At 57.8% G+C, this 16786-nt stretch carries 17 protein-coding genes; 9 read left to right on the top strand and 8 right to left on the bottom strand.

From position 1 onward, the window contains the following. Positions 1–88 precede the first annotated feature (88 nt). On the bottom strand, positions 89–478 hold the full coding sequence (locus LRS06_RS09855; protein ID WP_257871334.1) for a RidA family protein: 390 nt from the start codon (positions 476–478) through the stop codon (positions 89–91). 63 nt (positions 479–541) lie between these two features. On the opposite strand from LRS06_RS09855, the gene LRS06_RS09850 reads away from it, so the two are divergent. Next, positions 542–1210: a 3-hydroxyacyl-CoA dehydrogenase family protein gene (locus LRS06_RS09850; RefSeq protein WP_257871333.1), complete on the top strand. Its 669-nt coding sequence runs from the start codon at positions 542–544 to the stop codon at positions 1208–1210. A gap of 70 nt (positions 1211–1280) precedes the next feature. On the opposite strand, the gene glmS is transcribed toward LRS06_RS09850, so the two are convergent. The 3 genes from glmS to LRS06_RS09835 all read right to left on the bottom strand — a co-directional run bounded on the left by glmS (position 1281) and on the right by LRS06_RS09835 (position 5543). Beyond that, the gene (gene glmS, locus LRS06_RS09845; RefSeq protein ID WP_196955523.1) at positions 1281–3116 is read right to left on the bottom strand and encodes a glutamine--fructose-6-phosphate transaminase (isomerizing); all 1836 of its coding nucleotides are present in this window, start codon (positions 3114–3116) and stop codon (positions 1281–1283) included. A gap of 104 nt (positions 3117–3220) precedes the next feature. Continuing rightward, the gene (locus LRS06_RS09840) at positions 3221–4747 is read right to left on the bottom strand and encodes a DUF4270 domain-containing protein (protein ID WP_257871332.1); all 1527 of its coding nucleotides are present in this window, start codon (positions 4745–4747) and stop codon (positions 3221–3223) included. Beyond that, positions 4731–5543, bottom strand: a complete 813-nt coding sequence (locus LRS06_RS09835; RefSeq protein ID WP_196955521.1) for a glycogen/starch synthase — start codon at positions 5541–5543, stop codon at positions 4731–4733. Before LRS06_RS09835 ends, LRS06_RS09840 begins: the two co-directional genes overlap by 17 nt. Positions 5544–5671: 128 nt before the next feature. Here LRS06_RS09835 and panC point away from each other — a divergent pair, with 128 nt between their 5' ends. The 7 genes from panC (at position 5672) to LRS06_RS09800 (ending at position 11877) form a co-directional block, all read left to right on the top strand. Next, positions 5672–6523, top strand: coding sequence for a pantoate--beta-alanine ligase (gene panC, locus LRS06_RS09830; protein WP_257871331.1), 852 nt, complete (start codon positions 5672–5674; stop codon positions 6521–6523). 114 nt (positions 6524–6637) lie between these two features. Continuing rightward, a complete protein-coding gene (panD, locus tag LRS06_RS09825) occupies positions 6638–6985 on the top strand; it encodes an aspartate 1-decarboxylase (RefSeq protein ID WP_257871330.1) in 348 nt (115 codons plus the stop codon). A 122-nt stretch (positions 6986–7107) separates the two neighbouring features. Next, the gene (locus LRS06_RS09820; RefSeq protein ID WP_257871329.1) at positions 7108–8142 is read left to right on the top strand and encodes a lysylphosphatidylglycerol synthase transmembrane domain-containing protein; all 1035 of its coding nucleotides are present in this window, start codon (positions 7108–7110) and stop codon (positions 8140–8142) included. A gap of 68 nt (positions 8143–8210) precedes the next feature. Beyond that, positions 8211–8693: a D-glycero-beta-D-manno-heptose 1-phosphate adenylyltransferase gene (gene rfaE2 / locus LRS06_RS09815; RefSeq protein ID WP_257871328.1), complete on the top strand. Its 483-nt coding sequence runs from the start codon at positions 8211–8213 to the stop codon at positions 8691–8693. Between the two features lie 60 nt (positions 8694–8753). Next, positions 8754–9449 (top strand): zinc metallopeptidase, encoded by a 696-nt coding sequence (locus LRS06_RS09810; protein WP_257871327.1) that lies wholly within the window; start codon positions 8754–8756, stop codon positions 9447–9449. A gap of 205 nt (positions 9450–9654) precedes the next feature. After that, a complete protein-coding gene (locus LRS06_RS09805; RefSeq protein WP_257871326.1) occupies positions 9655–10794 on the top strand; it encodes an acyl-CoA dehydrogenase in 1140 nt (379 codons plus the stop codon). Between the two features lie 156 nt (positions 10795–10950). Beyond that, complete coding sequence (locus LRS06_RS09800; RefSeq protein ID WP_257871325.1) at positions 10951–11877, top strand: AraC family transcriptional regulator; 927 nt, start codon at positions 10951–10953, stop codon at positions 11875–11877. Between the two features lie 150 nt (positions 11878–12027). On the opposite strand, the gene LRS06_RS09795 is transcribed toward LRS06_RS09800, so the two are convergent. The 3 genes from LRS06_RS09795 to LRS06_RS09785 are packed head-to-tail and all read right to left on the bottom strand — an operon-like array spanning position 12028 to position 13906. Beyond that, positions 12028–12789, bottom strand: a complete 762-nt coding sequence (locus LRS06_RS09795; RefSeq protein WP_257871324.1) for a geranylgeranylglyceryl/heptaprenylglyceryl phosphate synthase — start codon at positions 12787–12789, stop codon at positions 12028–12030. Then, positions 12767–13519 carry a hypothetical protein gene (locus LRS06_RS09790; protein ID WP_257871323.1) on the bottom strand — a complete coding sequence of 251 codons (753 nt, stop codon included), beginning with the start codon at positions 13517–13519 and terminating at the stop codon, positions 12767–12769. Before LRS06_RS09790 ends, LRS06_RS09795 begins: the two co-directional genes overlap by 23 nt. 9 nt (positions 13520–13528) lie before the next feature. Next, positions 13529–13906 carry a phage holin family protein gene (locus LRS06_RS09785; RefSeq protein WP_196955511.1) on the bottom strand — a complete coding sequence of 126 codons (378 nt, stop codon included), beginning with the start codon at positions 13904–13906 and terminating at the stop codon, positions 13529–13531. Between the two features lie 156 nt (positions 13907–14062). Between LRS06_RS09785 and LRS06_RS09780 the strand changes: the two genes are divergently transcribed. After that, on the top strand, positions 14063–15211 hold the full coding sequence (locus tag LRS06_RS09780; protein WP_257871322.1) for a DnaJ domain-containing protein: 1149 nt from the start codon (positions 14063–14065) through the stop codon (positions 15209–15211). Positions 15212–15219: 8 nt separating this feature from the next. On the opposite strand, the gene LRS06_RS09775 is transcribed toward LRS06_RS09780, so the two are convergent. Further along, a complete protein-coding gene (locus LRS06_RS09775) occupies positions 15220–16776 on the bottom strand; it encodes an FAD-dependent oxidoreductase (protein WP_257871321.1) in 1557 nt (518 codons plus the stop codon). Between the last annotated feature and the right edge of the window lie 10 nt (positions 16777–16786).

Here is a 16786-nt window from a genome sequence, read left to right as displayed (position 1 = left end):
AAATTGTGAGAGAGAATATGGGTTAACGCACCCAGCTTCAGCTTAGTATGATGAAAACCACCATTTCACCTTTCAATAGTTCACCTTTTTACTCTGCCACAGCCACGCAGGAAATTTCCACCTGCACGTCTTTAGGTAGCCGGCTTACTTCTACGGTTTCGCGGGCGGGGGCGTAGTCGGCCTCAAAGTAGCTGCCGTAGATTTCATTGATGAGGCCGAAGTTGCCAAGGTCCTTCACGAAGATGCTGCACTTCACCACGTGGCGGAGCGTGAGGCCGGCCGCGTGCAGCACGGCTTGCAGGTTGCGCATCACCTGGTGCGTTTCCTGGGCGACGTCGCCGTTGCCCACGAGCTGGCCGGTGGTGGCGTCCAGCGCAATCTGGCCCGAAACGTACACGGTATTGCCCGCCTGAATGGCTTGGCTGTAGGGGCCGATGGGAGCAGGAGCGTCGGAGGAGAAGACGATGGTGTGCGACATAGAGCGGGAAGTTTTCGTGGAAGGGGAAAGCCTATCTTTGAGCTAAAGTAAGCTGAAAAATTCATGCACCTGTTCATTGTGGAGGGCCTGCACATGGCCGACGAGCTGCGCCGCAAGTTTGGCGAAACCCATACCTACGACTTCTGCCCCGCCGCGGCCGCCGACCTGCTCACGCGTCTCGGTGCCGCCGATGTGGCCTTTGATCTGCGCGACTGGCCCGAGCTGCACTACGAAAAGCCCCGGCAGCCGCTGTTCTACAATACCACGGCCCGCAGTTTGGCGCAGCTGTTCCACAACGAGGTGCCGCCGTTCGGCCCAGTCTTTGGCTTCTGCGGCCTGCCCACGCTCATCGATCGGAAGCTGCTTGAGGTAAGCTTGTTTAAGCCCGAAGATTCAACCAAGCTGGCAGAGGTATGCACCGCACTGGGCTCTGATTACCGGATAGTACAAGACCGTGTGGGACTGGTCACGCCGCGGGTCATCTGCATGATTATCAACGAAGCGTGCTACACCCTGCAGGAAGGCACCGCTTCAATCAAGGACATTGACTTAGGCATGAAGCTGGGTACCAACTACCCGCACGGCCCGTTTGCCTGGGCCAACACCATCGGCGTAAGCCGGGTGTACGAAACCCTGGAAAACCTGTACCTCGATACCCACGACGAGCGGTATAAAGTCTGCCCGCTGCTCAAAACCATGTATCTGCGCAATGAGTCCTTCGAGTTGGGCTGATCCGTAAGGCAACAAACGTAAAAAGCCGCCCCGTTCTCACAGGGCGGCTTTTTTATGAATTTGTTACGGGCTACTCTACCGTCACGGACTTGGCCAGGTTGCGGGGCTGGTCTACGTTGCAGCCGCGCATTACGGCAATGTGGTAGGAGAGTAGCTGCAGCGGCACCACCGATACCAGCGGCATCAGCACTTCGCTCGTCGCCGGCACTTCAATAGTGAATTCGGCCATGCTTGGGATGGTGGTGTCACCTTCCGTTACCACGGCAATGATGCGGCCTTTGCGGGCTTTCACTTCCTGAATGTTACTTACTACCTTTTCGTAGGAGCTGTCCTTGGTAGCAATAACCACCACGGGCATGTTCTCATCAATCAGGGCGATAGGGCCGTGCTTCATCTCCGCGGCCGGGTACCCCTCGGCGTGGATGTAGCTGATTTCTTTGAGCTTAAGGGCGCCTTCCAGGGCTACCGGGAAGTTGTAGCCGCGGCCCAGGTACAGGAAGTTCGGCACGTCCTTGAACGTCTCCGAAATGCGCTCAATCTGGTCGTTCAGCAGGAGCGCCTTTTCCACTTTCGCGGGGATGCTGCTCAGCTCTACCATCAGCTCACGCAGCTTCGAGTCGGTGAGGGTGCCGCGCTTGTGGCCCACAATCATGGCCAGCAGGGTAAGCACCGTTACCTGCGCGGTAAAGGCTTTGGTGGAAGCCACCCCGATTTCCGGGCCGGCGTGGGTGTACGCTCCGGCGTCGGTGGCGCGGGCAATGCTGCTGCCTACCACGTTGCAGATACCGAAGATGGTAGCGCCTCGGCTCTTGGCCAGCTCAATAGCCGCCAGGGTGTCGGCCGTTTCGCCGGACTGCGAAATGGCAATAACGATGTCGCGCTCCGTGATAATGGGGTTACGGTAGCGGAATTCCGAAGCGTATTCCACCTCTACCGGAATCCGGGCCAAGTCTTCCAGCAGGTATTCGGCTACCAGACCAGCGTGCCAGGAGGTGCCACAGGCCACGATGATGATGCGGTCGGCATTTACGAACTTACGCTCGTAGGCCCGTACACCGCCCATGTTCAGGTGGCCGGCTTCCAGCTCTAGGCGGCCACGCATGGAGTCGAGGATAGAGCGGGGCTGCTCGAAGATTTCCTTCAGCATGAAGTGCTCGTAGCCGCCTTTTTCAATGCGGTCCAGCTCCAGTTCCAGCGTCTGGATATAGGGTGTCTGCTTAACGTCTTCCCGCGAACGGATTTCCAGCTCACCGTTCTTGATAACCGCCAGCTCGTAATCATTTACATAGATTACCTCGTTGGTGTACTCAATGATGGGCGTAGCATCCGAAGCCAGGAAGAATTCGTCCTTGCCCACGCCAATCACCAGGGGCGAGCCTTTACGGGCGGCAATCAGCTGATTAGGGTTGTCTTTGCTGAGCACTACAATGGCGTAGGCGCCTACTACTTCGTGCAGAGCCAGGCGAACGGCTTCCTCCAGGGAGCAACCGTTCTGCTTCTGAATTTCCTCAATCAGGTTGACAAAAACCTCAGTATCGGTGTCCGAGTGGAACACGTGGCCCTGCTGCTGCAGGTGCTGCTTCAGCGCCGCGTAGTTTTCGATGATGCCATTGTGAATGATGGCAATGCGCTCCGAAGTGGAGTAATGCGGGTGAGCATTTACATCGTTAGGCTCGCCGTGGGTAGCCCAGCGGGTGTGGCCCATGCCAATGTTGGCGTGGGTATCTTTTTCGGCGATAAACGCTTCCAGATCCGCTACTTTCCCTTTCTTCTTGTAGACGCTCAACTGACCGTTAAGCAATGCTACACCTGCTGAGTCATAACCGCGGTACTCCAGGCGGCGCAAGCCTTTAATAATGATAGGGCAGGCTTCACGATGCCCGATGTATGCTACAATTCCGCACATGGCAGTTCGAAATGAAAATTGAAAACTGAAAAAAACGACTGGGGCCGGCCAGGCAAAAACCTTACCAGCCGACCAGCCGACAAAAATGCAACAAAAAAGTTTGCTTAAAGCCGCGAGTAGTATACGCGAAGCTTAATATTGTTAGCGTCCAGCACAGCCCGGTTGAGCGTCAGGTTATTGGCTATAGCTAAGGTTGTAGAAGCAGCATCTCCGTTGGTACGAGGCGTCACTAAATTGGAGAGCAGACGTGGCGAAGCCGTTAGGATAAATCCTTGGGGCTTCTCACCCAGGGTGTTATTCAGGTAAGCTTGAATGTAGCTCGTTAGCAGCACGCTATAGCCTTTGTTCGTAGAGCCGGAATCATAGAAGTCTACGGGAGCGGCGTTGCCGGAGGAGGTTGGGGAGAAGCCACTCGCCTGCACTACCCGGTCTACTTCCTGATTGTCGGTAATGCGCGTTAAAATTTGGTTGTTTTTATTGACTTCGTATAAGAAAGCCTGCAACGGGTACGCAAACTGAGCATTGGCGTAGGGCCTGGCTGGAATGATGAGCTCGGCCCGGTTAACCACAATGTTCTTCTGCTGGGCCAGCTCCGCCAGACCGCTCACGTAGAGCTTGGTAGCTATGCCTGTGCCTTCCTGCAGATACGTCAGGCCATTGGTATTGGCTGACGGTACAGAATCCTTGTCAGATACTAGCGTGGCCAGTGCACCATTAAGCTGCGTGGTAAGCTGCGTGAAATAACGGGGCGCGTTTGGATCCGGCTGGCCAGTGGCGCTGCTGCTGGAAGCATTGGCGTACCGGATGATGTACGTGCGTTTTATGGGCACATCTGGCTGCTTGGTTTTACCGGCCCGGTAGTAGACAATGGCCCGGGTGGCAGTGGTACGACCAAAACGCAGAATACTGCTCGCGTAGTTTGCATTAGGCTGCAAGGAAAAGCCCGGCAGTAAATTACTGAGCGCTGCCTGATTAAAGCCCGGGGTATTAAGAGCCGTAAACAGAGCCGTTGTAAAGGCAGTGCTTTGTCCGCTTTTTACCAGGGGTAGCCGAATGACGTTCAGAGGGCCTGCATCCACGACCTTGGTCGTCGTGTCCGTGGTAGAAGACGGGTTTACCCGCTGCCGGGCCATTTGCCGGCGGTTGGTTTTAACCGGTACATTGGTGGCCAGCGCTACATCAGTAGGCAAAGAGCTGGACGAGTTATACGTCGTGCGGCTGTCCAAGGGCGCGGCCAGCTTATACACATCAAAGCGGGGCGCCACGGTGGTTGGGCCATAGATCTGGTCGAACCCAAAGTACAGAACCACTGAGTCCAGCTGCGCCCCCGTAAACAGGGCCGGGATGGAGTCGTTGCTTACTTGCGCCTCAAAAAACGTGCGGGCCGTGATGGTCCCGAGCGTAGCATCCTGTAGGCGCCCCACGAGGTAATGGTTGCGACCGGTAGTAGGCAGCGAATCCTGCTGAACGGTGGAGGCCGTAACGGCCAGGTCTTTGAACTCGGTACTCAGCGGGGTGGAGCCCGGAAGCTCCAGTCCTACTGTATTCGGGTCTTCGCAGGCGGTGAGCAGCAGAGAAGCGGAAAAGAAAACGGCTGCCGCCCGCTGGAAGGACCTAGTTGGCCAATTCATTATACAGCGCGTAGTAAGAGGTAAGCAGGGTGTCATCGGCCGCTACCTGGCTGATGCACCGTTTCTGGGAGTACTCGTTGAACAGCGCGTTCAGGTTGTCGCTGAAATCCTCGTCCGATTTCACCACGGAGTCGGCGTACTGCATCCCGATTTTGATGAACCCGCCGAAGTCAGCCGATTTCAGCTGCTCCAGCATTTCATCATCGATGTCCAGCATTTTGGCCTTCTCAATGATGTCGCCTTCGAATTTATGGGCAAACTCGTTGTTGTAGATCGTGAAAATCGACTTGGCATCCTTAAAAATCGGATCCTTTTTGTAAGTCGTTTTCAGGTACATCGGAATCAGGCCCGTCATCCAGTCGTTGCAGTGAACGATGTCGGGGGCCCAGCCCAGCTTCTTCACCGTTTCGAGCACGCCCTTGCAGAAGAAGATGGCCCGCTCGTCGTTGTCGGCGTGGAACTGGTTGTTTTTATCGACGAGCACCGACTTGCGGTGGAAGTAATCCTCATTGTCGATGAAGTACACCTGCAGCTTCGCGTTCGGAATAGACGCCACCTTGATAATCAGTGGCTTTTCTTCCTCGCCCACGGCAATGTTGATACCCGAGAGGCGCACTACTTCGTGCAGGCGGTTCTTACGTTCGTTGATAATGCCAAAGCGTGGGACGAAAATCCGAATTTCCATGCCCATTTCCTGCATTCCCTGGGGCAGCATCCGCAGAAACTCCGCTACCTTGGTCGTCTGCAAAAACGGATTAATTTCCGTGGCAGCATAGAGTATTCTCAGCTTAGACATACAGCTTCCTGGGGTTTTTAATGGGAGGACACACTTTTGGATGCACAAAATTAAACAATTTTAGGCGAAAATTCAATGTAACCCGCCCGAGCGTTGCCATTGCAATGATGAAGCGGCCTTGTTTGTCTATGGAGATTCTGCAAACCGCAGCCGGGTTGCAAGACCGCACCGAATTGTGGCGGCGGGCCGGCTTGCGTATTGGGCTGGTGCCTACAATGGGTGCCCTGCACCAGGGGCACCTGCAGCTGGTGCGCGCCGCTGCTCAGCAAAACGATGTGGTGGTGGTCAGCCTGTTCGTGAACCCCACCCAGTTCAACAACCCCGAGGACTTCCGGCTGTATCCGCGCCTGCCCGAGGCCGATGCCCGTTTGCTGGCCGGCACAGGCTGCACGGCGCTGTTTGCGCCCTCGGTGGAGGAAATGTACCCGCAGCCTACGCTGCTGCGCTTTGATTTCGGGACCCTGGAGCGCGTGATGGAAGGCGCGCACCGGCCCGGGCACTTCAATGGCGTAGCTACGGTAGTAAGCAAGCTGTTTCATCTGAGCCGCCCGCACCGGGCCTATTTCGGGCAGAAGGATTTGCAGCAGGTAGCCGTGGTGCGCCAACTGGTACAGGACCTGAGCTTCAACCTGGAACTGGTGGTATTCCCGACGGTGCGCGAAAAAGACGGGCTGGCCATGTCCTCGCGCAACCGGCGCCTTTCCCTGGAAGCCCGGGCCGTGGCCCCGCACCTGTACCAGGCCCTCACGCTGGCCCGTACCCTCATCGAGCAGGAGCAGACGGTGGCCGAAGTGCAGCGGCAAACCACTGAGTTTCTGCAGCAGCAGCCGGCCATTGAGCTGGAGTACTTCGATATCAGCGACGCCCGCACGCTGCAGCCGCTGGCGACCGAGCAGCCTGCTGCCGGCCCGGTGGCGCTATGTCTGGCGGCCTGGCTGGGCGGCGTGCGGCTGATTGATAACGTGGTGGTAGAGCGGTAAGGCGGGGAATGAGTGAAGTAGGCATACCTCCTGCATGTCTACTTCACTCATTCAGTCACTTGCTCATTCACCAATCGTATCTTTGCGGCCGTTTTCTCATTCCACCCGGCTTCCATGCATATCGAAGTTCTCAAGTCGAAGATTCACCGCGTTAAAGTAACCCAGGCCGAGCTGCACTACGTGGGCAGCATCACCATTGATGAAGACCTGCTCGACGCCGCCAACATGGTGGAAAACGAGAAAGTGACCATCGTGAACGTGAACAACGGGGAGCGGTTCGAAACCTACACCATCAAGGGAGAGCGGGGCTCCGGCATGATTTGCCTAAATGGGCCCGCCGCCCGTCGCGTGGCCGTCGGCGACATCATCATCATCATTTCCTACGGCCTGGTTGATTTTGCCGAAGCCCGCCAGCACCAGCCTACCATCATCTTCCCCGACCAGCACAACCGCCTGGGGTAAGGCTGGAGTGGCTGGTTGCCTGATTAATAGCTATATGGCCGAATGGCTATAGGGTTAAATTGTCATTCGCAGGCCTTTGACGATTTAGCACTGTAGCCATTCAGCTATACATTCCCCTGTTCGTGAAGAAGCTTCTGAATATTCTTAAGTACGTGCTGCTGCTCGCCTTCTCGGCGGTGCTGATGCGCTACGCCGTGCGGGGGCAGGATCTGAGCCTGGTGGGCCGCTACATGCGTGAGGCCAACTACTTCTGGCTGGGCATTACCATGATGCTCTCGGCGCTGGGCTACTTCAGCCGGGCCTACCGCTGGAAAATGCAGCTCGATGCCACCAACGCCAAGCAAACCGCCACCTACTGGGATGTATACCACGCCATGATGGTGGGCTACCTGGCTAACATGGTGCTGCCGCGGATGGGCGAAGTTATCCGGTGCTCGGTGTTGCGGCGTACCAGCGGCGTACCCGTGCAGGTGGCGTTGGGTTCGGTCATCACGGAGCGCGTCATTGATGTGCTGGTGCTGCTGTGTTTGATCGGGGCCACCGTGCTGGTCGACTTTCGCCGCTTCCGGGAGTTTGTGCTGAGCTTGTTTTCAGATAAGTACGACTCCCTGGCCCGCAGCCAACAGACAATCTTGGTGGCCGGTGGCCTGCTGCTGCTCATCGGACTGATTACGCTGTATGTGCTCTACCGCAACCTCGAGCGGCTGCGGCAGCTGGCGTTGTTCAACAAGATGGAGCGGTTCGTGCGCGGCTTGCTCGATGGTGTTTTCAGCATCCGCAAGCTTGCGCACCCAGGGCTGTTTCTGCTGCACACGCTGTTTACCTGGCTGGTTTACTACCTCATGGATTACCTGGCCTTCTTTGCCTTCCCCGAAACGGCGCAGCTGGGCATGGCTGCAGGCTTGGGGGTGCTTACCTTCGGCGCTATTGGCATGGCCACGCCGGTGCAGGGCGGCATCGGGGCGTTTCACCTGATGGTGCAAAGCACGCTGCTGGTGTACGGCATCAGCAAGGAGGCGGGCATTGCGTACGCGCTGGTGGTGCACGGCTCCCAAACCCTGCTGGTAGTGCTTATGGGCGGCATCAGCTTTGTGGCCAGCATGGTTAAATCGGGGCGGACGGCGCAGCCGCTGGCGGCGGGTAACCAGCCCGGTTAGCCTCTCACGTACAACGTACTCACTCAACGACATTCCGTCAGACAGCTGGCGGCATCAGCTACGGGCTTATGTGGAGCAAAGACAAGATTGTGAGCCGCGCCGCGCTGCCGGCTGTGGTAGCCCAATGGAAAGCGGCGGGGCAACGCGTAGTTTTCACCAACGGCTGTTTCGACCTATTGCACCTGGGCCACGTCGACTACCTGGAAAAGGCCCGCCACCTCGGCGACCGGCTGGTCGTCGGCCTCAATACTGATGCTTCCGTAAGCTGCCTCAAGCCCGGCCGCCCCTTGCAGGACGAAATGTCACGGGCACGTATTCTGGCGTCGCTTTTGTTTGTGGATGCCGTGGTGCTGTTCGACGAGCAGACCCCGCTGCAGCTGATTGAAGCCGTGCTGCCCGACATCCTGGTGAAGGGCGACGACTACGCCATCAGTGGAATTGTGGGCCACGAAGTGGTGTTGCAGCATGGCGGGCAGGTGCTTACGGTGCCGCTGGTAGCGGGCTATAGCACCACGCGCATCGTCGAGCGAATCCGCCAGCTGGGCGACTAAGCCGGTAGCAAGTGGCTGCCGGTAGCATAGTCCCCGTTCACGCTTTTTCTTTCCTGAACCATGTACTCTACCGGTCCCATCTACCTGATACTCATCCTGGCCACGGTGGCTGGCATGATCATCCAGTGGCGCCTGCGCAGCAAATTCACCCAGTACTCACAGATTGGCCTGCAGTCGGGCCTCTCGGGCAAGCAGATTGCCGAGCTGATGCTGGCCGACCACGGCATTACCGATGTGCGCGTCATCAGCACCGAAGGCCGCCTTACCGACCACTACAATCCCGCCGATAAAACGGTAAACCTAAGCGAGGAGGTGTATGCTGCCCGCAGTGCCTCGGCCGCTGCAGTGGCGGCTCACGAGTGCGGACACGCCGTGCAGCACGCCACGGCTTACGCGGCGCTGCAGTTCCGCTCGGCTATGGTGCCGGCCCTCAGCGCGGTGTCCCGGTTTATGCCGCTGGTGCTGCTGGCCGGGGTGATACTGCTGCGCACCACGCCTATTCCGTTGGGCGTAGGCATCGTGCTGTTTTCGCTTACCACGCTTTTCTCCTTCGTCACGCTGCCGGTGGAGTTCGACGCCTCCAAGCGCGCCCTGGCCTGGATTGACAAGCGCGGTATCGTAACCCCACAGGAGCACACTATGGCTAAAGACGCGCTGTGGTGGGCCGCCATGACGTACGTGGTAGCCGCGCTCAGCTCCCTGGCCACGCTGCTCTACTACGTCAGCATATTCATGGGCAGCCGCGACCGGCGCTAATCTTTAGCGCAACTGGTTTGTTGCCACTATGGGCCGTCTGACCTCCCATACAGGGCGGGTGGCAAGCGTGGGTGGCCGAAATATTCGGCATGCTGCGTAATCTACGATTTCTAAGAAGTAATTTTGACAGCCGGTAGCCCTGCCACCACTCAGCTGTGGCTACCGGCCTGCTCTTTTCCCCAATTCCCACCCACGTACCTTTTACATGAATTTTCAGCTCACTGAAGAACAATTGGCTGTGCAGGCCGCAGCCCGCGACTTTGCTCAGAACGAACTATGGGCCGGCGTGATTGAGCGCGACGACCAGCAGAAATTTCCCACCGAGCAAGTCAAGAAAATGGGCGAGCTGGGATTCATGGGAATGATTGTAAGCCCCAAATACGGCGGCGGCGGCATGGATACTGTCAGCTACGTGCTGGCTATGGAAGAAATCTCCAAAGTCGATGCTTCCTGCTCCGTTATCATGTCGGTAAATAATACCTTGGTATGCTGGGGCCTGGAAAAATACGGCACCGAGGAGCAGAAGCAGAAATACCTGACCAAGCTGACCACCGGCGAAATGATTGGCGCCTTTGCGCTGTCGGAGCCCGAAGCTGGCTCCGATGCCACCAGCCAGCGTACCACCGCCGAGGATAAAGGCGACTATTACCTGCTGAACGGAACCAAAAACTGGATTACCAACGGCACCACCGCCTCAGTGTACCTGGTGATGGCCCAAACCAACCCCGAGCTTAAGCACCGCGGTATCAACGTGCTCATTGTGGAGAAAGGTATGGAGGGCTTCCAGACCGGTCCCAAGGAAAACAAGCTGGGTATCCGCGGCTCTGATACCTGCTCCCTCATGTTCAACGACGTGAAGGTGCCCAAGGAAAACCGAATCGGCGAAGATGGCTTCGGCTTCAAGTTCGCCATGCAGGCACTGGCTGGCGGCCGTATCGGCATAGCAGCGCAGGCTTTGGGTATTGCCTCGGGGGCCTACGAGTTGTCGGTGAAGTATGCCAAGGAGCGGAAGGCGTTTGGCGTGCCCATTTCCCAGCACCAGGCCATTCAGTTCAAGCTGGCCGATATGGCAACCAACATCGATGCTGCCCGTCTGCTCTGTCTGCAGGCTGCCCACGACAAGGATGCGCAACTCGACTATGCCAAATCAGGCGCTATGGCCAAGCTGTTCGCGTCCAAAACGGCTATGGACACCGCAGTAGAGGCCGTTCAGATCCACGGAGGCTATGGTTTTGTGAAGGATTACCACGTAGAGCGCATGATGCGCGACGCCAAAATTACCCAGATTTATGAGGGTACTTCCGAGATTCAGAAAATTGTAATCTCGCGGGAAATTCTGAAATAAGCCTCGAATTGCCTAAAAGTCAGATTCATTGCACTAAACCCAGCTATTTTTTTAGCTGGGTTTAGTTTTTGTGAATTTTTATATCTTGTTTTGTATTGTATACATTCAGGCTGTAACCGCCTGTTTCCCTACAAGCAACCCAACCAGTAGAGGTTTATGGAAGATTACAATAAAGTGATTGAGTCGCTCGGGGTCCGCTACATCAAAGCGAAGAACCTGGTACTACAGCAGCCTTTCACTGTGCGCAATTCATACGATGTTGGCAACAACCTGATCCTGCTGCACAAGGGCCGTCTTGCCTTCGGCGACGACGAGCAGCACAATGTGGAGGAAGGCGAAATGCTCTTCATTCCCGGGGGCCGTGCGACTAAAGTGACGTATGGTGACTCCGCTGGCAAGGTCATCACCAACGACGACCTGATCAGCAACAAGGATAAGTTCTTCCATTCCAACTCCGATCTGGACCTTATCGGTGATGCTGAGGAAAGCCACTCCTTTGTGAGCTTTGAGGCCAAGGTATTCGACTCAGTGAACTTCTTCGCCTCGCTTGACGTGCCGGCCTTCCTGATTACCGGCAACTCCAAGCTGGCCAATCTGGTTATTAAGGTAGTAGAGGAAAGCCTGCAGGAACTGCCTGGCCGGGAGCGGCTCATCACGATTTACACCGAGAATATTGTGGTGGAAATCGTGCGCTACATCCTGAAAAACAAGATGTTCGTGGAGCAGCTGGCTACCAACAGCACCTACTTCAAGGACCCGCGCCTCATCGACCTGTTCAACTACATCAAGGAGAACCTGGGCGGCGACCTGTCAAACAAGGTGCTATCAGGGGTAGCCAACGTGTCAGAAGACTATGTGGGCCAGTACTTCAAGATGCTTACCGGCATCAACCCGCAGGACTACATCGAGTACCAGCGCATGGAGCGCGCTGTATTCCTGCTGCGTACCACCAAAAAGAGCATCCGCGACATCGGCAAGGAAGTGGGCTATAAGGACACGGCGTACTTCTGCCGCCGCTTCAAGATGATGTTCGGCATTCCGGCCGGCAAGATGCGCCGCCGCGAGTCGGCCATGAACATCTAACGACGGAACCACGGATTCGCGCGGATTTTTCGGATTCCACGGATTTCGTGGACGGCGCAACTCCGCTTGGAGCAGAAAACAAAAGGGCTTGCCGGAAGGTAAGCCCTTTTTATCATCCACGAAATCCGAGGAATCCGACCAATCCGTGGTTCAGACGGCCACTTGATTGTAGGAATGTACTACCCGCGAAACCTCCGCCAGAAATCCAGGCTCTTTTTCAATCTGGTTGCCGACCACGATGACATCAGCGCCGGCCGCCAAAGCAGCCTGGGCTTTTTCGGTCGTGTTGATGCCACCCCCTACGATAATAGGCACTTCCACGGCCTGCCGTACGGCCTGAATCATAGCTGGAGATACGGGATACATGGCCCCGCTGCCGCCATCGAGGTACATCAGGCGCAGACCCAGCTGTTCGCCGGCCATGGCAGTACAGGCCGCAATGGCTGGCTTGTCGTAGGGCAGGGGCGTGGTGCCGCTGATATAGCTGGCGGTGGTCTGGCGGCCGGTATCTACCAGCATGTAGCCGGTAGGCAGAATCTGCAGGTTGCTGGCCCGCAATAGCGGCGCGGCAATAACGTGCTGGCCAATCAGGAACTCCGGGTTGCGACCCGAAATCAGGGAGAGCAGCAGAATACCGTCGGCGGGGCCCTCCAGGTGCAGGCTGTGGCTCGGGAAAAGCAGCACCGGCACCGTAGAGCGGGATTTTATCAATTGAATAAGGGTAGCCTGATGAGAATTCATCACCAGGCTACCCCCCACAAAAAAGTACTCAACGGAATGCTGCGCGGTTAGCTCCAGCAGGTGTTGGCAGCCAGCTTCGTCCAGGTTGTCCGGGTCGAGCAGGACAGCCAGCGACTTGCGGCCGTGCGCGCGGCGGGTGCTAAGCGTCTCATACAGGCTGTTGTGGCGCATTCGCGTCGTCGTGGTGATACGTAAAGTCGATATCCTGCGTCGTAGCCTCATTGGCAGGCGACGTTGCAAGGTCGGGATTTTTGTCCGATGGTAGATATTCCCCGATTTTTTTCGCCACGTAAGCCATCAGTACCGCCGAAATCTGTGCAATCAGCATCTTGCCGGTGTCCGACTGTAGAAACGAGTGGAATGCCTCGGCCACAATAGAGGAAGCTGCATCTGAGCCGGGGGCGGCTACGGGTGGCCGCCGCGTGGCCGGTGTGCTGGACGAGGCAAAGTTTACCGGCTGAAACGGGTCGGCATCGGTGTGGTAGACATCGGGGGCCAGGTGGGCGCGGTCATGGGTAGCGGCGTGGTAGCCGGCCTGCGCGCCCCGGTCGTTCTGATGATGGCCTACTCCAAAGCCCAGGTCATCGGCCACCGCTTCATCAACAGCTGAACGGCGCGCCGGGGCGGGGCGGGAAGAAGGGCTGGTGCGGTGCAGGTGCCGGGCGTATTCATCTTCCTCCTCGTCCTCATCGAGCGAGTATTTGGGCTTGGAACGCAGCGCTTTGGCAATCAGCCAGATGCTACCGGCCAAGCCTGCGCCAATGAGGGCGAACTTGCCCACGCGCTGACTTTGCTCCTTGATGTTTTCCACGTCGCCCAGCAGGGCACGCTCGTATTCCAGCTTCTGACGCTCCAGAAACTCTTTTTCGTCCTCGAACAGGGGATTGTGCAGATCAGCCATAGCAGCAGCTTACGCTTGACGTTTGTCGGATTTGTAGATGGTATTGCTGAGCGTTTTATCGGCCAGGCTCTGAAACAGCTTCTTATCTACTCCTACGATGAAGATAATGAGCAGCAACAGGTAGAAGCCCGCCACAATGCCAAAACCCCAGTACGAGCTGTCAAGAGCTTCATTGAGGGCCAGGCCGGCGAAAACACTTAGAAACACGAGAAACATGAGCCCGATAATGGCCATGGTAAGGCCGTGGGCTGTGCCTACGAAGGCTACTTTTACTTTTTCCTGAACCTCCAGCCGTACCAGGTCGATGCGGGTGTCGAGGTAGCCCATCAGGTTCCCCATCAGGCTGTCGTTGCGGGGCGTTTTGGATGCGTCGTCGTCGTAAGCCATGCGGCAGCGAGGAATTAGTAGAACATCAGATGACAGAAAACCAGCTCAACCATAAACAAGACGGTCGAACTGGAATGGAACTTCATACGGAAAACCCTGTTCAACGTCTAGGTTCGCCCGGAAAAATGGCGTACTTGTTGCCCCGAGTCCTGCCCCTTGAGCCAGAATCATTACCACGTACTTGGCGTGTCGCCCACAGCCACCCGGCTGGAAATCAAGCAAGCGTATAAGCAGCTGGCTTTGCGCTACCATCCCGACCGGCACCAGGGAGATACCCGCTACGAGGAGTTGTTCAAGCAAATCAGCATTGCCCACGGCATTCTGGCCGACCCCGCCCGCCGCGCAGCCTACGACCAGCAGTTGTGGCGCGAAGCCCAGCAAATAGAGCAGGCCCGCCGGCAGCAGCAGTTCCGGCAGCAGCATCAGCACATCTACGGGGCACCGCCACCCGCCGCCGGCCCCGTGCGCACCCGCCGGCCGGCTTCTTCGGCGGAGCGGCACTACCGGCCCATTCCGCGCCAGAAAACGCGCTTCACCCGCCGCGACTACCTGCTTACGTTTCTGTTTGTAGCGCTGCTGATAGCTTTCATGCTTTCCGTGAAGCTGACGATGGACCACGTAACCGCCCGGAGCAACTACGAAGACGGCCTGAAAGCCTACACGGAGCAGCAATGGAGCACGGCGCACAGTTACCTGTCGGCTGCTATTCACTTTAAGCCCAGCTACCCTGAAGCCCGCCACCGCCGGGGCGAAATCGAGCAGCTGGCTTACCACGACTACCAGGCCGCACTGGAAGACTACACGGTGGCGATACAGCAGGAGGAAATAGCTACGCCACGCCGCGCCCGGCTGTGGTGGCGCATGGGGCAATGCTACGCGGCCGTGGGGCAATCCGGCAAGGCGCTACGGAGCTTCAACCAGGCGCTGGCCGTCGACTCCACCCAAACCGGAGCCTGGCTTGACCGGGGCGAGTTGCGCTTGTTTGAGCAGCGGCAGTTTCGGCCGGCCATTCTGGATCTGACTACTGGCCTGCGCCAGCGCGAAGCCCAAGGTAAAAGCCCATCGGGCCGCTACCTCACGTACCGCGGGCTGGCCTGGTTTAAGCTGGGCGAGTTTCAGGCCGCCCGCGCCGATTACCAGCAGGTGCTGCTAAACCAGCCGCGCAACGGGCAGATTTACTTTCTGCTGGGCCGGCTGGCCGAGGCCCAGCAGAACCGCGCCGCCGCCTGCGAGTTCTTCGGGCGCGCCGCCCGCCTGGGCTACCTGTACGCGGAGGAAGCCCGACTGAAAACGCCTTGCCTGTAGACCGTGCCCTACTTCTCTATAGCACCCAAATCTGAATTGGCGGGGCCCATCAGCAGCTTGCCGTAGGCGTCGAAGCGGGAGCCGTGGCAGGGGCAGTCCCAACTGCTTTCCAGCCCGTTCCAGTGCACCACGCACCCCAAATGCGGGCAAATGGCCGAACATTCGTGGGTCTGGCCGGCCTTGTCTTTGTACACGGCTACTTTGGTGAGGCCGCGCCGCAGTACAGCGCCCGAGCCCACCGCAATTTCCTCAGAAGTAGCCACATCGCCGCCGGTGAGCAGTTCCGTGTATTCCGCCGCCACGTTCACATTCTCCCGCACGAATTCCTTGATAGACTCCGGCTTCAGCGTGATGCGGCCCGGGTCGTAGAGCTTTTCCCAGGGGTTGGGTTGCTCCAGAATCAGGTCCCGAATGAGCATAGCGCCCAAGGTGGAGTGCGTCATGCCGTGGCCCGAGTCACCGGTGATGATGTATACATTGTCGTTATCCAGCGGATTACGGCCGGCGTAGGCCAGGCCATCCGTAGGTTCCATCACCTGCCCCGACCAGCGAAAGTCGATGCTCGTGATTTGCGGGAAGTGCTTCCGCGTCCAGTCTTCGAGGCACTGCAGCCGCTCGGCGGGGTTGGCTTCCTGGCCGGTTTTGTGGTCCTCGCCGCCCACAATCAGCAGGTCGTCTCCCTGGTTGGGGTCTTCCTGCAAGCGGATATAGTGGTAGGGGTCGGCCGTGTCCCAATACAAAGCTGGCGTCATGGAGCCTTTGGGCATGCGGGCCGCCAGGGCGTACGTGCGGTAAGGAGCCTGCTTGGTGTGCATCACCACCCGGTCGTTGAAGGGCGTATTGGTAGCAACGACAATAGCCCCGGCGGTTACTTCCTGGCCGCCTGTTGTCGTCACGCGGGCCGAGCTACCGCCTTCCACCGCTTCTACGTGCGTGTGCGTAAAAATCTGCCCGCCCTGGGCCGTAATGGCATCTACGAGGCCGTGGAGGTATTGCAGAATATGGAACTGGCCTTGCTCGGGAAAGCGCAGGCAGGGGCCGGTATGGAAGCCGGGAGTGCCGGAGTCGCGCAGCTTTTTCACCGATTTCAGGCCGGCCCGGTGTGCTGCCTCCAGTTCCTCGTCCAGTTCCTGCTCCGTACCGTCGGCCGGCAAAAACAGGTAGCCGTTGAGGCGGGTAAAGCCACAGGCTATTTTTTCTGTCAGGACGATTTTCTCGATTTCGGCAATGGCCGCCGTATGGCTTTCGGCTGCCAGCCGGGCGCCTTCCTCTCCAAAGAGCTGCTCCAGCGTGGAGTACCGGTCGTCGAGGGCATTGGAAAGGTGGGCCGTGGTGCGCCCGGATTCGCCGCTGGCTATTTCGCCGTCTTCCAGCACTACCACCTTTTTGCCGGCCTTGCCCAGCAGATACGCGGTAGTCAGGCCTGCTATGCCTGCTCCCACTACCACTACATCGGCCGTGGTACTCTGGCGAAGCGGCTTAAAAGTTGGTAGCGGGTCGGCAGTCGGAAACCAGACGGATTGCGTGGTGCCGGACGAGCGGGCAGGAGTGAGGCGAGCAGCCATAGCGGACAGG

This window comes from Hymenobacter sp. J193 (assembly GCF_024700075.1).
GTDB lineage: Bacteria > Bacteroidota > Bacteroidia > Cytophagales > Hymenobacteraceae > Hymenobacter.
This window is presented reverse-complemented; position numbering and strand designations above follow the sequence as displayed.